19 protein-coding genes are annotated in these 17881 nt (G+C 36.7%); 12 read left to right on the top strand and 7 right to left on the bottom strand.

From position 1 onward, the window contains the following. Positions 1 to 18 precede the first annotated feature (18 nt). Positions 19 to 1911, top strand: a complete 1893-nt coding sequence (locus ACWIUO_RS01530) for a DUF262 domain-containing protein (protein WP_454176189.1) — start codon at positions 19 to 21, stop codon at positions 1909 to 1911. A 124-nt stretch (positions 1912 to 2035) separates the two neighbouring features. On the opposite strand, the gene ACWIUO_RS01525 is transcribed toward ACWIUO_RS01530, so the two are convergent. Together ACWIUO_RS01525 and ACWIUO_RS01520 are read right to left on the bottom strand one after the other, a co-directional pair. Beyond that, positions 2036 to 2212 carry a hypothetical protein gene (locus ACWIUO_RS01525; RefSeq protein ID WP_454176188.1) on the bottom strand — a complete coding sequence of 59 codons (177 nt, stop codon included), beginning with the start codon at positions 2210 to 2212 and terminating at the stop codon, positions 2036 to 2038. Next, positions 2205 to 2657 (bottom strand): CoA-binding protein, encoded by a 453-nt coding sequence (locus tag ACWIUO_RS01520; RefSeq protein WP_454176187.1) that lies wholly within the window; start codon positions 2655 to 2657, stop codon positions 2205 to 2207. The genes ACWIUO_RS01525 and ACWIUO_RS01520 overlap by 8 nt, the downstream gene beginning before the upstream one ends. Positions 2658 to 3255: 598 nt before the next feature. Here ACWIUO_RS01520 and ACWIUO_RS01515 point away from each other — a divergent pair. From ACWIUO_RS01515 to ACWIUO_RS01480, 8 genes are all read left to right on the top strand, one after another. Next, positions 3256 to 3564 carry an AIR synthase-related protein gene (locus tag ACWIUO_RS01515; RefSeq protein ID WP_454176186.1) on the top strand — a complete coding sequence of 103 codons (309 nt, stop codon included), beginning with the start codon at positions 3256 to 3258 and terminating at the stop codon, positions 3562 to 3564. A 101-nt stretch (positions 3565 to 3665) separates the two neighbouring features. After that, a complete protein-coding gene (locus ACWIUO_RS01510; protein WP_454176185.1) occupies positions 3666 to 3797 on the top strand; it encodes a hypothetical protein in 132 nt (43 codons plus the stop codon). A gap of 21 nt (positions 3798 to 3818) precedes the next feature. Continuing rightward, the gene (locus ACWIUO_RS01505; protein ID WP_454176184.1) at positions 3819 to 4049 is read left to right on the top strand and encodes a glycosyltransferase; all 231 of its coding nucleotides are present in this window, start codon (positions 3819 to 3821) and stop codon (positions 4047 to 4049) included. Continuing rightward, a complete protein-coding gene (locus ACWIUO_RS01500) occupies positions 4000 to 5025 on the top strand; it encodes a glycosyltransferase family 2 protein (protein WP_454176183.1) in 1026 nt (341 codons plus the stop codon). Before ACWIUO_RS01505 ends, ACWIUO_RS01500 begins: the two co-directional genes overlap by 50 nt. A 1-nt stretch (position 5026) precedes the next feature. Further along, positions 5027 to 5500, top strand: coding sequence for a GtrA family protein (locus tag ACWIUO_RS01495; protein WP_454176182.1), 474 nt, complete (start codon positions 5027 to 5029; stop codon positions 5498 to 5500). Continuing rightward, a complete protein-coding gene (locus ACWIUO_RS01490; protein ID WP_454176181.1) occupies positions 5493 to 7553 on the top strand; it encodes a hypothetical protein in 2061 nt (686 codons plus the stop codon). Before ACWIUO_RS01495 ends, ACWIUO_RS01490 begins: the two co-directional genes overlap by 8 nt. 85 nt (positions 7554 to 7638) lie before the next feature. Continuing rightward, a complete protein-coding gene (locus ACWIUO_RS01485) occupies positions 7639 to 8253 on the top strand; it encodes an SLAC1 family transporter (RefSeq protein WP_454176283.1) in 615 nt (204 codons plus the stop codon). Positions 8254 to 8562: 309 nt separating this feature from the next. Beyond that, positions 8563 to 9015, top strand: coding sequence for a hypothetical protein (locus ACWIUO_RS01480; protein ID WP_454176180.1), 453 nt, complete (start codon positions 8563 to 8565; stop codon positions 9013 to 9015). 347 nt (positions 9016 to 9362) lie between these two features. On the opposite strand, the gene ACWIUO_RS01475 is transcribed toward ACWIUO_RS01480, so the two are convergent. From ACWIUO_RS01475 to ACWIUO_RS01465, 3 genes are read right to left on the bottom strand one after another with little or no spacing between them, the layout of a single operon-like run. Continuing rightward, positions 9363 to 9935 carry a hypothetical protein gene (locus ACWIUO_RS01475; RefSeq protein WP_454176179.1) on the bottom strand — a complete coding sequence of 191 codons (573 nt, stop codon included), beginning with the start codon at positions 9933 to 9935 and terminating at the stop codon, positions 9363 to 9365. Positions 9936 to 9957: 22 nt separating this feature from the next. Continuing rightward, positions 9958 to 10755 (bottom strand): T6SS effector amidase Tae4 family protein, encoded by a 798-nt coding sequence (locus ACWIUO_RS01470; RefSeq protein ID WP_454176178.1) that lies wholly within the window; start codon positions 10753 to 10755, stop codon positions 9958 to 9960. 2 nt (positions 10756 to 10757) lie between these two features. After that, positions 10758 to 11168 carry a hypothetical protein gene (locus ACWIUO_RS01465; RefSeq protein WP_454176177.1) on the bottom strand — a complete coding sequence of 137 codons (411 nt, stop codon included), beginning with the start codon at positions 11166 to 11168 and terminating at the stop codon, positions 10758 to 10760. A gap of 241 nt (positions 11169 to 11409) precedes the next feature. Here ACWIUO_RS01465 and ACWIUO_RS01460 point away from each other — a divergent pair, with 241 nt between their 5' ends. From ACWIUO_RS01460 to ACWIUO_RS01450, 3 genes are all read left to right on the top strand, one after another. Beyond that, entirely contained in the window at positions 11410 to 12255 is an 846-nt protein-coding gene (locus ACWIUO_RS01460; protein ID WP_454176176.1) for a fumarate hydratase, read from the top strand. Positions 12256 to 12265: 10 nt separating this feature from the next. Continuing rightward, positions 12266 to 12817, top strand: coding sequence for a Fe-S-containing hydro-lyase (locus ACWIUO_RS01455; RefSeq protein ID WP_454176175.1), 552 nt, complete (start codon positions 12266 to 12268; stop codon positions 12815 to 12817). 600 nt (positions 12818 to 13417) lie between these two features. Then, positions 13418 to 17383, top strand: a complete 3966-nt coding sequence (locus ACWIUO_RS01450; RefSeq protein ID WP_454176174.1) for a type IIG restriction enzyme/methyltransferase — start codon at positions 13418 to 13420, stop codon at positions 17381 to 17383. A gap of 37 nt (positions 17384 to 17420) precedes the next feature. Here the strand turns inward: ACWIUO_RS01450 and ACWIUO_RS01445 are convergent, their stop codons facing one another. Both ACWIUO_RS01445 and ACWIUO_RS01440 read right to left on the bottom strand, forming a co-directional pair. Continuing rightward, a complete protein-coding gene (locus ACWIUO_RS01445) occupies positions 17421 to 17684 on the bottom strand; it encodes a hypothetical protein (RefSeq protein ID WP_454176173.1) in 264 nt (87 codons plus the stop codon). After that, positions 17627 to 17779 (bottom strand): hypothetical protein, encoded by a 153-nt coding sequence (locus ACWIUO_RS01440; RefSeq protein ID WP_454176172.1) that lies wholly within the window; start codon positions 17777 to 17779, stop codon positions 17627 to 17629. Before ACWIUO_RS01440 ends, ACWIUO_RS01445 begins: the two co-directional genes overlap by 58 nt. Positions 17780 to 17881: the final 102 nt, after the last annotated feature.

The raw sequence follows: 17881 nt of genomic DNA, 5'->3' as shown, positions 1-17881 counted from the left end.
AAAATCAAGGAGTGAAAAATGGCAGATACGCTAAAGCCTAAGGAAAAATCCATAGCAGATATTTTTAAGCAAGTGGATTACGGTATAGATTTTTATCAAAGAGAGTATAAATGGAGTGATAAAGATTCGCACAAACCCGTTTCATCGCTCTTGGAGGATATTTTTTATAGATTTGAGTTAGAATACAAAGATGATTCAGACCCAACACCAGAAAATATTACTACATTTGAGTGGTATTATCTAAATACTTACATAACAAACGAAAATAAAGGGAAAATATATATTGTAGATGGGCAACAAAGACTTACAACGCTAACTCTTATTCACATTGCGCTTTACCATTTAGCGAAAGAATATAAATTGCCAGAACATTTAATAAATACTTTAAAATCATCTATTTACGATTCCACAGACTATGGAACTTCGTATTGTATGGGAATCAACGATAGAAAAGATAGTATGGAATCTTTGTTTAATGAAGGTATTAAAGGCGTAAAAAGCGATGGGTTTAAAAATGTTTCAGAGAAAAATATCTATGAAAATTATAAAGTCATTACAAGTATATTAAATGAAAAACTTGTTACAAAAGATAATCTAACAGCAACAACACATAAATTACACTTTTTTACGCTTTATTTTAGACAAAGAATAAAGTTGATTGAGATTGAAATAACAAAAAGTAAAGATGTGCATATGGTATTTGAAGTTATCAACAACAGAGGATTTCCTCTTAAACCTTATGAGATTTTTAAAGGCAGTCTTTTGGGGCAAATTACCAAAAATGATTTAGATAAATATCTAAAAATTTGGGATGAGCAAACCAAAAAATTAGCCGAATATAACGAAAATGAAATAGATGAGTTTTTCAGTTACTATTTTAGAAGCAAGTCTATAGACAACTCAAAACAATACGATAATTTAGGGTTTGAAAAATACCATAAATCAATTTTTACGGAAATTTTCAATAACAGGTTTAAGTTAAAGCACAATGAAAAAGAAGTAAAAGATTTTATAACATCTAAATTTTTATATTTTTCTAATGAATATTTATTCACATTAGAAAAAGCCATTAATTATGATTTAAAATTTAAACATATTTATTTTAATAATCTTAATGGACAAAATGGGCAATTTCCTTTAATCCTGTCTGCATTAACACTTGATGATGCACACAATCAAGAAAAGCAAGAGATTATTGGAAAATTATATGATAGAAATTTTGTAATCCTAAACTTAACTCAAAGCTATGATTCTAACAAATTTAACGAATCTATGATTTCATTGCTTCAAATGATTAGAGAAAAAGACATTGGACAAATCAAGGAAGAATTTGATAATGAGTTATTGCGACTTATTGGAGATAGCAAAAATGACAAATCTATTAAAGAGTCATTTAAGTATGAATTTTTTAGAAATGTTGGATATGAACAATTAAATGTTAAATTTTTAAGATATTTCTTTGCAAGAATCGAACATTATATTGCAAAAAATGCAAACTTAGCAGTCAAGGATTATTACCAGCTTGTATCACAGGGGCGAGGCAATAATGCTCATCATATAGAACATATACTTGCCAATGATGAAAATAGAAAAAATTTATTTTTGTTTGACAACGAAGAGGATTTTAGAATTCAAAGAAATCGTTTAGGCGGATTGGTTTTATTGAAAGGTCCCGTGAATGAATCATCAAACAATGAATTATATCAGGACAAACTACAAACTTACAGCGGAAGTGGCTATTGGTTTGCTGAAACACTTACAGAAAATTTTTATAAAAGCAATCCAGAATTTAAAAAATTTATAGAGAAAGAACAACTTAATTTTCAATCATTTAATACCTTTGGTAAAGATGAAATAGAATCTAGGCACAGATTATTATTTGATATTGTAAAGAAAATTTGGGAAATATAAAATGTTGCAAAATCCACTTTTTTGTTATTACACAAAATGCTTGATAAATGAATTTTTTTTAAAATTTAAAGCCATATAAAAAGCAAAAACCAGAATCTAAGCGCACTTTTTTGCGTGGCAAATTTTACGCATTTAGATTCTGCGAAATCACAATTTTCACCCACAAAATCCTACATAACCCCTCCCCAAATCCCTCCCCACCAAATCCTCCCAAATCTACCAAAATCCCACAAATACATTCCAAAAATTTTGCCAAAGATTTTGCCAAAATTTTGCACAAATTCCACCCAAATCTACCCAAACAAGCGCCTATGCTCCAACTTTATACACGAATCTTCTTCATACGCAATCCCCGCGTTTTGCAATATCGCCTTTGCCTTTTCATTGTATAAATCTAACTGCACCCACACGCATTTTGGCTTATGCTTTAGGGCGATGATTTCATTTGCCACCGATTCCAATGCCTCGCTTTTGCGAAACACATTAAGAATATCGATTGCACCGCCCTGCCCGACACTATCACGCAATGTAAAATCGCTAAACGCCTCTTGCAAACTCGCATACGCCCTACACCCCAAAATCTCGCCACTACTTGGCAAACGCGGATAAATGGGGATAACATTATACCCCTGCGCGAGTAGGTAACGCGCCACGATATTACTAGCCTTACTCTCATCAGGGCTAAGCCCCAAAATTGCGATATTTTTGGCATTTTCTAAAATCTGCTTTTTCTTAATATCATTCATTTTTCACACCTTGCATTTTTTTAGCCTACATTTTTTTTGCCTTGCATTTTTTGCCTCACTCTTTGAAGTCTTGCATTTTTAAAACTCCGCATTTTTTCACGCCCTGCATTTTTTGCACCTTGAATTTTCTTAAAAAATCTCACACATTTTTTAGCACGATTTCGCCTCTTTTTGTGTCGATTTGCCCCTCATTTTTTAGCTCTTAGTGATTTTCTTGCCATTTGTCGCGATAGAAAACACATTGTCTTTTTGCATAATTTGTGATAATAGCACAAATTTTAAACTCTTTTAAGGTTTTAAAATTTAAAAACAAGGCGAGCGCAAAAGTCAAATGATTTTGCGCAAAAAAGCGGTAGCGATTTTGCGAAGCGCGATTTGAAGTGGCGATAGCGATTTACGCAATGCAGTTTTGATAGCCAAGCAATCTAAACAACAAATCTAACAACAAAGGACAAGACAATGCAAAGACGAAATTTTGTGAAATTTTTAGCCCTAAGTCCCGCGCTTTTAGCGACAAACGCAAGCGCAAATATAGATTTTAATGCAACCAAATCGTAGGCACACCCCCGCAAATCAATCTCTACAAAGAACTTGCCTTGTGGAATGTCCTTCAAAATGGCGCGAGATTCATCAATCCGCCAAAGCTGTGAAAGAAGGCGGAATCGCCATCGCTGTGGCAAAAATGGCGTTATTTGGCGGATATGGCGTGGCGGTTGACTTAAATGAAGGAAAGGACGCAATTTTTAGCGAATCCCAAAGCAACGCGATTATCGAAATCACGGAGAGCGATATGGACGCGCTAGACGCACTCTCACGGCAATCTGGATTGAATTATTGCGTAATTGGTAGCGCGGAGGGCAAGGTCGCGAATCTAAATATTGACACTATCACAATCACACAAAAATGAAGCAAAAGAGCTATTTTTGTGTGATTTGAAAAATATTTGAAGTATAGACTCTACGATTTTGTGCTAAAATAGCAATTTTAAATTGCCACAAAGGACGCCAAATGATTTTTCCACAATTTCCAAAGATTCGCGCTCCGTTACCCAAACAATATTCTAAAACTTATGAGAGTTTTTGTAAATCAAATCACAAAGCATTTTATACCACTAGTAAATTTGTAAAATCTTTGCTATAACCGCAATTTTTGGAGAGAAAGATGAAAAAAATCGCTGTGATTATCCCTTGCTACAATGAAGAAAAAAGCATTATTGCAGTCATCGATGAAATATTTGCGACTTTGCCAAATGCTAAAAGTTATGTTTTTGATAATAATTCTACGGACAAAAGCGCGGATTTGGTTAGAGCAAAAATAGCGCAAATCACGCAAACACAAACAGATGGGGGGGGGGAATCGCCCATTTCGTCATTGCGGGGCACACGAGCATAGCGAGTGCAACGAAGCAGTCCATAAAAACAAAATGGATTGCCACGAATCGCTACGCGATTCTCGCAATGACGGCATTTTAAACCTCCACTCCGTCTCCACGCAAGGCAAGGGCGCGGTTATCGCCGATGCGTTTGCGCTCATAGAAGCTGATATTTATATAATGATTGATGCGGATTTGCAGTATGACATAAGCATTTTGCCCCGCGCCTTGCAAATCTTTAAAGAGCAAAATTTAGATATGCTAAATATCGCTAGAATGCCGATAGATTCGACTATTCATCGCAAAGGGCACAGCTTTGGCAACGCACTTTTTACCAAAATCGCGCAAATACTCTTTGGCGTTAGCTTAAAGGACTTATTAAGTGGCTATCGCATTTTTTCACGCGCTTTTGTCAAAACATTCCCCGCCACAAGCAAGGGCTTTGAGATAGAGACAGAACTCAGCGTCTTTGCGCTTCAAAGCGGTTTGCGAATCGGCGAAATCACAGCACCTTATCGCTCACGAGTTGCAGGTAGCTTCTCAAAACTCCGCACATTTAGGGACGGATTTAAGATTTTATCGATGATAATGCAACTGCTTTTTACCGAACGCCCATTATTTGTCTTTGGAATCGCAAGTGCGCTGTGCTTTATAGTCGCATTTGCGCTTGGAGTGCCTTTGGTGGTGGAGTTTATACAGACTTCAAAAGTGCCACGCTTTCCTACGGCGTTTATCTGCGTAGGATTTGGCGTGGTTGGCGTAGTGCTTGGAATCGCGGGACTTTTGGCGCATTTGGTTGTGCGCGGGATTAGGGAAAATAGGCGATTTTTTTATTTGGCAAATAAGGGCGCAGATTCGTCATTGCGAGGCGATTTATCGCCGAAGCAATCCAAACCATTTTCGTCATTGCGAGGGCGACAGCCCGAAGCAATCCACGAATCAAACATAGATTGCCACGAATCGCTATGCGATTCTCGCAATGACAAGCAAAACTAAAATGCACTCCACAAAGCGACAATTTGCGTTGTATTTGATTTTGGGCGGAATCCTTACGCTTTGCGAGTGGGCGGGATTTTACGCGCTTACTTTTATCGCACAGATTCACTATCTAATATCAAGCATCATAATGTTTGTGGCAATCTCGCTACTTGGGCTTTTTTTGTATAAAAGGGCGATTTTTGGGCGTTCGCATTTGAGTTTGGGACGCGAAATAAGTGCGATTTATGCAATCAATATCTTTGGAATCGCGCTAAATAGCGTGATTTTGTGGCTTTGCGTGGAATTTTTTGGCGCAAATGCAATGCTTGGTAAAATCATCGCTTCGTTTTTGGTGGCGTTTTATAGCTTTTTTGCAAGAAAGCGATTCGTATATCGTAGTCAAAATCCCAAAAGCCCCCTCCCTTGCGGAGGGGGTTTGGGGGTGGGTAATAATTCACATCAAATCTCAAAAAAAGGACAAAAAAATGAGTAATTTTAGGACAAAAATGGCGAATCTAAAAGCACTTTTCGCGCTTCCAAAGTGGCTAAAAGTCTTTTTAATCGTTTTAAGTGCGATTTTTGCGGTGGGAATAATAGGCGCGTGTGCGCTAAATATCGCTACAAGTGGCAAGATTTATAATGCAAAAATGTCCTTGCACGAGCAAAAAACTGCGCTAGAGCGCAACGAAATTAAGGGCGAGTTTAGCTACACAGCACAGATACAATTTCAAAGCCTTGCGTCTTTGCTTCGCTCTCAATCTATTTCAAATGTCGTAGCACAGGGCTATAAATGGGATAGCGCAGTGGATACAAGCGCATTTAAGGGACTAAAACACAGCAAGCGCAATGTATTTTTTAACTCCACGCAGGATTTGGGAGCTTTGGGACTTGAATCGCTTGGCGTTGTAGAATACAAAGTGGATTTTTATCCTTTAATGCGAAGTTTGGTAAAGTATTTTGTCAATATTTTAGTTTTTGTAATGGTATTTTTTGCGCTGTGGCGTGTGTTTGTGAATTTATTGCACTCTTTGCCACCAAAACGCCTTGAATATATGCAAAAAATAGCACTAACGCGCAAAGACTACGCATTTTTAGGATTTGCTTTTGCGCTTTGCGCTGGGATTTGCTCTTTTAGCTTTTGGCTGGGGTTTCCGGGATTTCACCATTTTGGAGATATGCTTTCGCTAATAATGCTCGATAAAAGTGGTTGGCACCCAGTATTTTATATTTATATATTTCAACTTTTCCTTTCATTGTTTGGCGAACATATCTACTATTTCTTTTTATTTAATCTCATTCCATTTTATTTGGGGATTTGGTTTTTAATCGCTGGATTTTATTTGCGCTTTAAAAATCCATTTGCGTTAATCTTAATTTTCCCAACATTTATCGGCAATATCTATTTTCAAAATTTTATCCCATTAAGCAATTTTAATTTAGCAATGTTATTGTTTTGCTTATATTCTTTGCTTTTATTCATCGTGCTAGTGCCATTAGATTCGAGCAAAAAACAAAAGATTATTTCAAAAATCTTATGGATTTTGCTTTTTGTGCTAATGTTTTTTGCGATTCTTTGGCGGCATAATGCAATCTTTAGCGTATTTCCAGCGTTTTTTGTTTTATGTTATATATTTCTTAAGGATAGGCGACTTGCGCCAAAACTTTTCACAAAATATTATGTTTTGCTTATAGGTTTAAGCGCGATAGGAAGTTTAAGTGTCGTAATTGGAGTGCCAAAAATTTTACAAACACACAAGGGCTATCCAGCTAATCATCTATTTTTGCACCAAATCGCAGGGACTTGTGTCCCAGCAAATGATAGTTCTTGCTTTAATAGCGAGTGGTATTTACCAAATAAAAATTTTGATAATGTCAAAAAAACTTATAGTAAATTTCCATTTAATGCTGATGCCCTAATATTTGGAGATACTATTTACGATGATTATCGAACTTTTAGGGGTGGAAAATTATCCAAATTACAAACACAATGGGCAAAATCTATTTTAAAATATCCACTTAACTATATCAAATATCAATCAAAATGGTTTGAAAATATATGGTTTCAAAATCCGGGTTGGATATTTGATGCAAAGCAAATGCAAAGCACTAGGTTTGTAACACATTTTGAAATGTTTCCAAACAAAGAAAGAAGTATAAAATTTAGTTATTTACGAGAGCAAATTTATAACTTTTGTTACAATCACAAAATTTTGTTAAATTGTGCTTGGGGCGTGGGCGTGGGATTTGTAATTTTAATGCTTTCAAGTGCGATTTTGTGGAGACGGCGAAAAGTGGTGTTTGCGGATAGTCTTTGCCAAAATAATACTTTGCTTATATTTGCGTTTAGCGTGAGTTTTGCGACTTTTTGGAGTGCGTTTTTTATCGCTGCATTTTCGCCTGTAACAGATTCGCGCTATATGTCGCCCATTTTACCGATGGCAATAGTCGCACTTATAGGACTCGTGGCGTTTGTGATGGATTATTTAGCGCGAAAAAAAAACGCGAATTTAAACGCGTGGTTTTTGTATGCGAAGTTTGATGTGTGATTTTCGCGCTTTTGCTAGAAATCTATGGGCTAAAAATCGCCACGCATTTTGCGCAATTTAGAGCCGAAGCCACCCACCAAATAAAATCAACTTTCTCTCCGCAATCCCTATTGACGCGCTTATCATCATAACATTTTTAGTCGCGTTTAATGAGAGCAAATCCGTGCTTTTCGCGCTACAAATCGCCTTTTTTATAAGCGCGTTTTTGCAACTTTTTTTAAGCATTTATGTCATCAATTTTTGGTTTAGCAATGCGATGAAACGGCACTTGCTAAAACCCGCGTGGTTTATCCCCATCGTTGGCAATCTAATCGTGCCTTTGGCTGGACACTCTGCTAAAATCAACTCCGAATTTTCGCTTCTATTCTTTGCAATCGGGTGCTTTTTTTGGCTAATCTTAACCGCGCTTATCACTTCACGGCTAATCTTTGAAGAGAGTTTAGAATCAAAATTTTTGCCTACGCTTTTTATCTTTATCGCGCCACCGAGCATTTTTGTGGTGGATTTTGTCGCGCTCTTTTTTATGCTACTAATGCTAAGCCTTGCAAAAGCATTCACGCGCTTCGGCTTCGCACCCCACCATTTTACTTTATCTTGGTGGGCTTTCACATTCCCGCTGTGTGCGTTTAGCATAGCGAGTTTTGAAGTGTTTGTGGCATTTGGCACACCACTTTTATGCTATTTGGACTTTTTGGGCTAATATTAGCAACCCTTGCCGTGCTTTTTGTCTCTTATAAAACGCTTGTGGCGATGAGCAAAATCTGCGTAGCGGAGTGAAGCCAAAGATTTACGCAAAATAAAAGCAAAATATGTTTTGTTAAGACAAACTTTTATACAATTTGACATTTGATTTTGCTTTATAAGGAACAATGACTATGTCAAATTTGGCTTACAACTTTTCTAATCAACCCGCGCTTTTTGAGGTGGATTCTAGCGCGGATTTAAGTGAAGGTTTAGAATCTCGTAAAGCGCGGTAAGCCACGAGCTAATTATTATAAAGGAATAGAAAATGAAAAAATGCTTTTTCGCGCTTTGTCTTTTTGTTTGCCTAGTTTTTGCAGAAAATAAATGCGATTTTTCTACGCTTAATTATTGTCCGCAAAAATTAGAAATCAAAATCATAGAGATGAAAAATATCAAAGGCAAAGAGTGGTGCGATTTTAAGCCCAGCGCACCGCAAATAGAGCAGTGGCTAAAAAGCGACTATGTGCTTGAGTTTGAGGGCTATCCAGCGAGTTTGTTTTGTTATTATGATTGTGAGAAAATTCAAGGGAAATTAACGCTAAATAATGAAATTTGGGACTTTGAGTTAGAATCCTTTGGGATTTTAACCTTGCGCAAAGGCAAAAAAGAAAGATATTTTGGTTGCTCAGAGCCAACGACTGATTTAGATAGTGGTAAAGAGCTTTTTTATTCGCCTTGCGCTTGGTTTGCAGATAGTATTTATGACTGCGGGGTTTAGATTTTGGTTATTTAAATTTTAAAAACGAACACGCAGAAATCCAAAAGAATGCACAAAGTAGGGCAAAAAAGATAATAAGAAAAGAGGTGAAAAGATAATAGCCAAAGGCAAAATCTGCGTAGCGGAGTAAAATTTGGTGCAAAATGCGAATCTAAACCGCGCGTTTAGGTTTTAGATTCGCATAAATTTTGCGTGAATCTAAAAATGGATTTATATAAAGATTTGCGCAAATCTAAAAATAACTTCACGCAAAATTTATCCAAAAACCTTACGCCTTTGATAGCGACTCTAAGTCAAAGGCAAATGCAAAATCTTGTCAAAATTTGCATTTTAAAAACTTAGTATTTTTAAAGTCTAGGAAAAGATTTTTTTTCTCTACATAAGTTACCGCAGTATTTTTCTAATAGATTTTCTATGTTTTTGTGGTAAGTAGGGCTATCATACATAATAAGGCACGATTTTAACGACTTGATGTCGTTTGTATATGCGCGGATTTCATCAAAGATATTTTCATCTATGCCCTCAAAGAAAACATATTCTTCCACAAGGCAACCCCACTCTTTGCTATTGCCAGTCCCAAACTTATAATCCCAAAGCCAACCTTTAGTGCGTTTGACATATTTTTTACTATTACCAGCTTCATCGCCATTAAAATCCATAGGACATAATCTATTATTCACTATACATTTATCATTACCTTTGGTGACATATTCACCCTTATCCACATCAAAATAAGGAGGCTTAAAGCAATCCGTCCTCTCCTCTTTGGTGTATGCTTTTTGCTCTAGTGAAGCTATGCAATATGAAAGCCCGTATTGTTTAAGTTCTTTTACCCTAAAATCCCAATCCACATCCCACCACATCTTCCCATACACTACTCCTATGCACAGCGCACAGCATAAAATACATTTTTTCATCATTAGAGTATCCTTGTATTTAACTTTATTTAATGGAGCATTTTGGGTCAGTTTGCCAAAAATGAAATTCACTAAATATGATTTTTTCCTGCTCGATTAATTTAGTTGGTTTTAATTCATTATCTAAAAAACTATTACCTTTCCACAATGTCGTATGTCGATAGGTTGCTCCATTAGGTCTTATGCCTTTCATTGCTACGATTCCTTTTATGTTGAGTGCTTCAAATTCTGCGAGATATTCTCTTTGTTTATCGTTGTTTTTGATAAGAATATCCTCTGATTTGCCTTTGGCTAAATCGTCCTTTAATGTGCTAAATTCCTGTGTTTTTCCCCAATTATCATTTAAAAGGGTTATTATATCATCTACTGAGGTGTAATATCTATGATTATCGCTCCCTAGCCAATATGGTTTCCCATCTACCATTTTTTTCATACTCTTTATAGGCACAGGACTTTTATTTAGCGCATAGCATACGCGCATAGCGCAAGTATCTTTGTATCTCTCTTTATATTCAATATAATTGTATAGTAGATTTCCACCTACAAGGGCATATCTTGCGCCTATATAGTTCATTTCTTCAGGCTCTTCTTTTAGTTGTCGTGCAAATTTAGGATTTTGCAATAGATTGTGTTTTTTGCCATAGTTATAAAGCTCTTGATAGAATTTATCGCGTAATATTTTCTGTTTTGACAAATCTTCCTCAAATGTTTCTTCCGCAAGTGAAATATAGGTATATTGTTTTTCTAATCTCGATAAACTCGGTCTTTGCACTTCCATAGAGGCGCTTACTCCATTGCAAGTTGCAGTTACTATGTAGCCCATTTTTACTCCTTGCTTTTGTCATCTTTCTTAGGTTTTTCACAGGTGTTGCAATATTTTTTTAATACGCTTTCTATATCGTATCTGCCGTAATATTTGCCATTACCATCATAATATCTATTGAAACATACATTTGTAACCATATATGGTTCGTTAATTGTTTTATCAATGTCTGCCCTTATTTCATCAAAGATTCTCTTATCTAGCTTGCGCAAAAGTTTTTTATTTTGCACGAAGCAATCCTTTTTACATAATCTAGGCTCTTGCTGATACCTGTTTCGCTCTAGATTTGCTACACAATAAGAAAGCGCGTATCGCTTCAACTCCAGCACCGTAGAATCCCAATCTAGCGCACATACTTGCCCAAAGCAAAGCAAAGACATACTAATCATTAACGAAATCTTATAGCGTATCATCACAATCCTTTTAAAATCTCATTCTAACTTATTTTATGAACATTTTTCTTTAAGATTTTATTCTTTATTATAGTGTATATAGGACAAATATTAAAGAGAAGTTTTATGGATTTGTTGAGAGATATTGCTTGAAATATTCTCATTTTATACGCGTATTGATAAAATTTACAAGATTTAGCGTTTTTTACAAAAAAAATATGCTACCATTTGCTATTCCACAACAACTAATTAGGAGGCAAAAATGAGAGAAATTGATTGCGCTACAATCGCGCAAAGCGTGGAGAAACTCTGCATTCAGGCGTGCTGTGTGCAGACAGATGACATAAAGGTGGCGTTTAGAAAAGCCCAAGAGAGAGAGACTTCGCCACTAGGGCAAAGCATACTAGGCAAACTTGTCGAAAATGGCAAGATTTCAGAGCAAACGCTTGTGCCCATTTGCCAAGATACAGGTTTAGCAGTGGTGTTTGTCGAAATCGGGCAAGATGTGAGAATCACAGGCGGATATATCGAGGACGCTATCAATGAGGGCGTGAAAAATGGCTATGTCAATGGCTATTTGCGCAAAAGTGCCGTAGCTGAGCCACTCTTTGAGCGCAAAAACACCACAAACAACACCCCAGCAATAATCCACACGCGCATTGTCAAAGGCGATAAACTCAAACTAAAAATGGCTGCAAAGGGCTTTGGGAGTGAAAATAAAAGCATACTAAAAATGCTAGTCCCAGCCGATGGAATCGAGGGCGTGAAAAAAGTCTTTACCGAAGCGGTGAATCTCGCAGGACCAAATTCTTGTCCGCCTATGGTGATTGGCGTGGGAATCGGCGGGACTATGGAAAAAGCCGCAATGCTTGCCAAAGAAGCCGCCGTGCGCGAAGTGGGCAGCCACAATAAAGATGAACGCTACGCAAAGCTAGAGGACGAACTGCTAGAAATCGCAAATAGCTCAGGCGTGGGACCACAAGGGCTTGGAGGCAACACAACGGCGTTTGCCGTGAATGTCGAGTGGTATCCTACACACATAGCAGGGCTACCTGTGGCAATCAATATCAACTGCCACGCCGCAAGACACGCAGACATCGAACTATAAGGGGGATAATATGGAAATCAAAATCAAAGCACCATTTACCAAAGAAGAAGTAGCGCACTTAAAGGCGGGGGATAATGTCCTAATCACAGGGCAGATTCTCGTAGCGCGAGATGCCGCACATAAAAGGCTTTTTGAAGTAGTCCAAAATGGCGAGAAACCCCCTGTGGATTTGACAAACCAAACTATCTACTATATGGGACCTAGCCCTGCAAAGCCCGGCGAAGTCATCGGCGCAGCAGGACCCACCACAAGCGGACGAATGGATAAATACACACCGCTTACAATGGAGCTAGGCATAAGCGGAATGATAGGCAAAGGCTACCGCAACCAAGCCGTGATTGACGCTATCATCAAGCACAAAGTCGTATATATGGTGGCTATCGGTGGCGCGGGCGCACTCATCGCACAAAGTATCAAAAAATACGAGGTTTTGGCTTACCCAGAGCTAGGACCTGAAGCGATTGCGAGGCTTGAAGTGGTGGATTTCCCCGCTATCGTGGCAATCGATAGCAAGGGAGTGAATTTCTATGAAATAGGACAGGCACAATACAAAAGAGCGTAGTTTAAAAAAACGGCTTTAAAAGCTCTCAAAAAAAACTTGCAAATGCTTTTTGAAAAGTTTTTCAAAAAGCAAAATTTTGCTTGAAAAACGCTAGATTTTACGCCACACAAAAGTGGCGTAAAAAAGCAATTTGGGAGTGTAGATTTTGTCTTGTTTGATTTAGTGTGATTTGCCTACAAAATCTTACGCACTTTGTCATTATTAGAATTGACACAAAAAAACGCAAAATCCTAAAATCTCTAGTTTTTCTTTGTAAATATCGCTAGATTCCAAAATCTAAAAATATTTTGGACTTTTTGAACGATTTTTTACACCCCAATATCACAAAATCACAGATTATTGCATTAGCTTTGTAATGACAAAAAAGCATTATCCTATAATCCAACCACATATAAACAACAAAAATGATATTTTTGTCGATTCAAAAATTTTATCAATTTAAGCAAGCAAAAATGCAGGCAAAAATCTAATCTTTCACACTTTTTAAAGTTAGGCTACAAACCAAACACATTTACTAAACAATAACCAAACACTTATGCTAAAATTCAAAGATTTGAAAACAATGCCATTTTGCCAAATTTAGCGATTTCAGGGATACCGATGCTTAAAGTCCAACCTCTTAGCCCCAAAGACATTTTTATCCCACATTTTTACAAAACCCCCATTAGCGAAACAGAATTTATCGCATTTAAAAAGCATTTAAGCACATACAAAGACAAACTAGAGCAAAACAAGATGCAAAATGAGGATTTTCTCGTTGCAAATGCGCTCTCTCCGTTACTAGAAAATCTAGGCTTGAAAACACAAATCAAATACAAGCAAAAAGGCAAAAGCAAGATTGATTTGGTATTAAGCAAAGAAAATGAAATAGATGTCATCATCGAAGCAAAAAAATGGGATTCTAAAGATAGATTTAGCGCGACAAATCCAAGTGCTAAAGCATTGCTTGAAGCGATGTTGTATTATTTTCGTGCAAGAGAGGACAACCACACAGGCATTAAGGCAATTATTCTCACAGATTTTTATGAAATGTATGTTTTTAGCGCGCAATTTTTTGAAGAAGAGTTTTATAAACACCACGATTTAGCGAGCTTGTATGCAAATTTTACCGCTACTAATTCACTTTTTAAGGGCAATACACAAGAGTTTTACACCCAAGCAAAAAAAATTTTAGATTCTAGTGATATTGTGCTGCAATACCTGCATATTCACACCTCCATAGATTCTCACTTTTTAGCATTAAAGCCAGCGTTTAAGACGCTAAGTAGGGATTTTTTGTTTGGGGAGTTTAGCCCAAATGACGCAAATGTGCTAAATGAAAAATTTTACAAAGAGTTGCTCTATATTATGGGGCTTAGCGAAGTAAAGCAAAATGGCAGGATTTTGATTAAGCCAAATTCTAGCACGCAGGGCAATCTATATAACGCGATTTTAGATAAACTCCCCCAAGATTTGCGTGAGTTTGATGAAGCTATGTGCTTTGTCGTGCTATGGCTTAATCGCATTTTATTTTTGAAACTAATCGAGGCAAATTTAACGCGCTTCAACCAATCTAGCCAAGAAAATCACAATACTAAAAGTAGCGCAAATGCTAACAATTTAAAATTTTTAAACTTACACAAAATCCCTAATTTTAAATCCCTATCAGTATTGTTTTTTGAAATCTTAGCAAAAGAACCAAACAAGCGAAATCTTAACTCCCCGCTTAGCTTTTTGCCATATTTAAATTCTAGCTTGTTTGAAAAACACAAATGCGAGGAATCGCTTAGCATTGCCGAGCTAAGCGATAGTGCCAAGCTAGAGTATTTTGCCCAGACGCAAATCAAAGATAAAAATGGCAAACAAAAATGTGGAATGGTGGGGCTTTTGGCGTATTTGTTTGAGTTTTTGGATAGTTTTGATTTTGGTAGCGATGAGGAAGGGGAGCTGATAGAGCAAAAAGAGCTCATTAGCTCAAGTGTGCTAGGGCTTGTATTTGAGAAACTAAATGGCTATAAAGAGGGGAGTTTTTATACGCCTAGTTTTATTACTAGCTATATGTGCAAAGAGAGTTTAGGCAAAATTGTAGTGAGTAGATTTAATGAAAAGTTTAATTGGCAATGTGAAAATCTACAATCATTGCGCACTCAAGTAGATAGAAATTTTAATGCACTTAAATGTGGACTTTTAGAGACTTTGCGTGAGATAAAAATCTGCGACCCATCGGTAGGAAGCGGACATTTTCTTGTCGCAGCACTAAATGAAATGATAGCTATTTATGATGTGCTAGGACTAATAGAGCATATCCCATCGGGCAATATCATAATCCAAAATGATGAAATCATCGTGCGTGAGAGAAGTGGCAAAAACTTTAGCTATGCCAAGACGCACATAGACAATGAAAATCACAAAATCCAAAAAACATTATTTGGGCTTAAAAAATCTATCATTGAAAACAATCTCTACGGCGTGGATATAAATCCAAATTCTGTGGAAATCTGCAAACTAAGATTATGGATAGAGTTGCTAAAAAATAGCTATTATTTACTAGAAGGCGATGAGGGCTTTGATAAAAATCTAGACTCTACAATCCACCAAATGCAAACCCTCCCAAATATCGATATAAACATAAAATGTGGAAATAGTTTAATCTCATATTTTGATTTAGGGCAAGATTTAAGTCATTATCCAAATATCGCTAAAAAAATCAAAAACTATCAAGAGGCTGTATTAAACTACAAAGATGGGATTTTTGATAGTCGCAAACAAATCAACGACAAAATCTATGAACTACGCCAAAGTTTCCGCAATTTTTGTTTTAGCGATAAATTTAAAAAAGAGATAAAATCCTTTCGCGCCAAATGCGAAACTTATGCAAAAAAATATGGCAACTTTTTGGCAAAAGATGATGAGAATTTACGACTTTATGTAGCCCAAATGTTTGGGTATTTTACATTTGATGAAAAACAGGCAAAAAAAGTTTTTGCAAATCTCAAAAAAGAATACGAAAGCATTTTTTATTTAGAATCAAACAAGCCATTTGAATGGCGTCTTGAATTCCCCGAAGTTTTGGATAGCAACGGGGATTTTATGGGATTTGATTTAGTGATAGGAAATCCGCCCTATATCCGCCAAGAGGAAATCAAAGAGCTAAAACCGCATTTACAAAAAGCATTTAAGATTTTTGCAAACACGAGCGATATTTTCACATATTTTTATGAGAAGGGATTAGGACTGCTAAAATCGCGTGGCATTTTGCATCTAATCACTAGCAACAAATTCTGCCGTGCAGGGTATGGAGAAAATCTGCGCAAATTTTTGCTTGAATCTACTACGATTTTGGATTTTGTGGATTTAGGCGGCATAAAAGTCTTTGACAAAGCCACTGTGGATACTTGCATAGTAAATCTACTCAATGCAAAACCCACAAAATCACATATTATAAACTATGTCGATTCAAAGCAGATTCGCAAGGCAAATGAAATCCAAAGTGATGACGCAACCGAATCTAAAAGAGCAAAAAGAGAAATAAGCCTGCTAAATCTCACTTACACGCAAATCCCCCAAGATTCACTCAATGCCGAAGCATTTATCTTTGCAGATTCGCGCATTCACAATCTAAAAGCAAAGATTGAAAAAATCGGCACGCCTTTGAAAAAATGGGACATAGCCATAAATTATGGCATAAAAACAGGCTACAATGAAGCATTTATCATCGACACTGCGACAAAAGAAGCGATTTTAAAAGCGTGTGATAATAGCAACAAATCACGCAAGGCTTTCTCCGTCATTGCGAGCGAGCAAAGCGAGCGTGGCAATCCACAAAGAAAAAATATAGATTGCCACGAGCCTAACGACTCTCACAATGTCGCAATGCTAACAGAAAAAGAGCGCACCGAGCAAATCATAAAGCCCATTTTACGCGGACAAGACATTAAAAGATATAGCTATGAATGGGCAAATCTGTGGCTAATAAACACACATAATGGCTACACTATGCAAGACAGCAATAAGATTCCGCCCATTGATACAAACGACTATCCTGCATTAAAGGCGCATTTTGATAGACAAATAAAAGATACGAGAAAAAAAGGCAAAGGATTGTTTGAGAGGGACGACAAAGGCATAACGCCGTATAATTTGCGAAATTGCGCGTATTTGGAGGATTTTGAGAAAGAAAAGATTATTTATAAACAGATAATGGCAAAAGGTGCGGGATTTTGCTTGGATAATCAAAAATTTTTCACAGACACAACCGCAACCATAATCACAGGCGAGAATCTAAAATATCTTTTGGGATTGTTAAATTCTAAATTTATCTATTTTACAATGCGAAATTTTTATATGGGTGGCGGAATCGAGGGCGAATTTAAAATAAATAATTTAGAAAAAATCCCTATCCCAAAAATAGATTCCAAAAACCAAAAAATCGCTGATAATATTATCAATCTTGTAAATGAAATTTTAGAATCCAAGGCAAAAGATTCCACCGCAAACACCGCCAAACTAGAATCTAAAATCGATGATTTGGTTTATAAACTCTACGATTTAGATTCCACCGAGATTGAAATAGTGAAAGGGGGTTAAAAATGGCAAAGAAAAATCACAACGCGCTTTTGCTATCCTAGCCAAATTGTGATTTGCCCGCATATAGCGTGCTAATCTTTGTCATATCACCACCATAAATCTCAAGCCATAATTTTTTCATTTTACCCCCTTTGGTTTTTTGTGATTTTCTAGTTGTTTTATGATTTTCGCGGGATTGCCCCCTATATGATGACATTTGGACATTTGGCGGGACATTTTTAGTTATTAGCGCGCCCGCTGCGATTATGGAGTTTCCCCTATGCTTACGCCCGGACAGATAGTCGCGCCTATGCCTATCCACACACGATTGCCGATTTTGACAAGTTTGCAAAATGTGGTAGCGCGGTTGTGCGGGTCAAAATCGTGGTTTATCGTTATGATATTTACCTTTGACACGATAAATGATAGTAGCTATCTATCAAGCAATTCACAAGTGATTTGCAAGTGATTCGTAAGTGATTCGCAGTAAATAATCACAATTTTTATGTCAATATGATA

Source organism: Helicobacter sp. T3_23-1056 (assembly GCF_053654535.1).
The sequence above is the reverse complement of the archived record's forward strand: the minus strand, read 5'-3'. Positions and strand labels throughout refer to the sequence as shown.

What these genes read in the sequence shown, in the direction of transcription:
- ACWIUO_RS01530 (WP_454176189.1), top strand. Translation starts at nt 19, where the DNA reads ATGGCAGATACGCTAAAGCCTAAGGAAAAATCCATAGCAGATATTTTT.
- ACWIUO_RS01520 (WP_454176187.1), bottom strand. Translation starts at nt 2,657, where the DNA reads ATGAATGATATTAAGAAAAAGCAGATTTTAGAAAATGCCAAAAATATC.
- ACWIUO_RS01510 (WP_454176185.1), top strand. Translation starts at nt 3,666, where the DNA reads ATGATTTTTCCACAATTTCCAAAGATTCGCGCTCCGTTACCCAAACAA.
- ACWIUO_RS01505 (WP_454176184.1), top strand. Translation starts at nt 3,819, where the DNA reads ATGAAAAAAATCGCTGTGATTATCCCTTGCTACAATGAAGAAAAAAGC.
- ACWIUO_RS01500 (WP_454176183.1), top strand. Translation starts at nt 4,000, where the DNA reads ATGGGGGGGGGGAATCGCCCATTTCGTCATTGCGGGGCACACGAGCAT.
- ACWIUO_RS01495 (WP_454176182.1), top strand. Translation starts at nt 5,027, where the DNA reads ATGCACTCCACAAAGCGACAATTTGCGTTGTATTTGATTTTGGGCGGA.
- ACWIUO_RS01490 (WP_454176181.1), top strand. Translation starts at nt 5,493, where the DNA reads ATGAGTAATTTTAGGACAAAAATGGCGAATCTAAAAGCACTTTTCGCG.
- ACWIUO_RS01480 (WP_454176180.1), top strand. Translation starts at nt 8,563, where the DNA reads ATGAAAAAATGCTTTTTCGCGCTTTGTCTTTTTGTTTGCCTAGTTTTT.
- ACWIUO_RS01475 (WP_454176179.1), bottom strand. Translation starts at nt 9,935, where the DNA reads ATGATGAAAAAATGTATTTTATGCTGTGCGCTGTGCATAGGAGTAGTG.
- ACWIUO_RS01470 (WP_454176178.1), bottom strand. Translation starts at nt 10,755, where the DNA reads ATGGGCTACATAGTAACTGCAACTTGCAATGGAGTAAGCGCCTCTATG.
- ACWIUO_RS01465 (WP_454176177.1), bottom strand. Translation starts at nt 11,168, where the DNA reads ATGATACGCTATAAGATTTCGTTAATGATTAGTATGTCTTTGCTTTGC.
- ACWIUO_RS01460 (WP_454176176.1), top strand. Translation starts at nt 11,410, where the DNA reads ATGAGAGAAATTGATTGCGCTACAATCGCGCAAAGCGTGGAGAAACTC.
- ACWIUO_RS01455 (WP_454176175.1), top strand. Translation starts at nt 12,266, where the DNA reads ATGGAAATCAAAATCAAAGCACCATTTACCAAAGAAGAAGTAGCGCAC.
- ACWIUO_RS01450 (WP_454176174.1), top strand. Translation starts at nt 13,418, where the DNA reads ATGCTTAAAGTCCAACCTCTTAGCCCCAAAGACATTTTTATCCCACAT.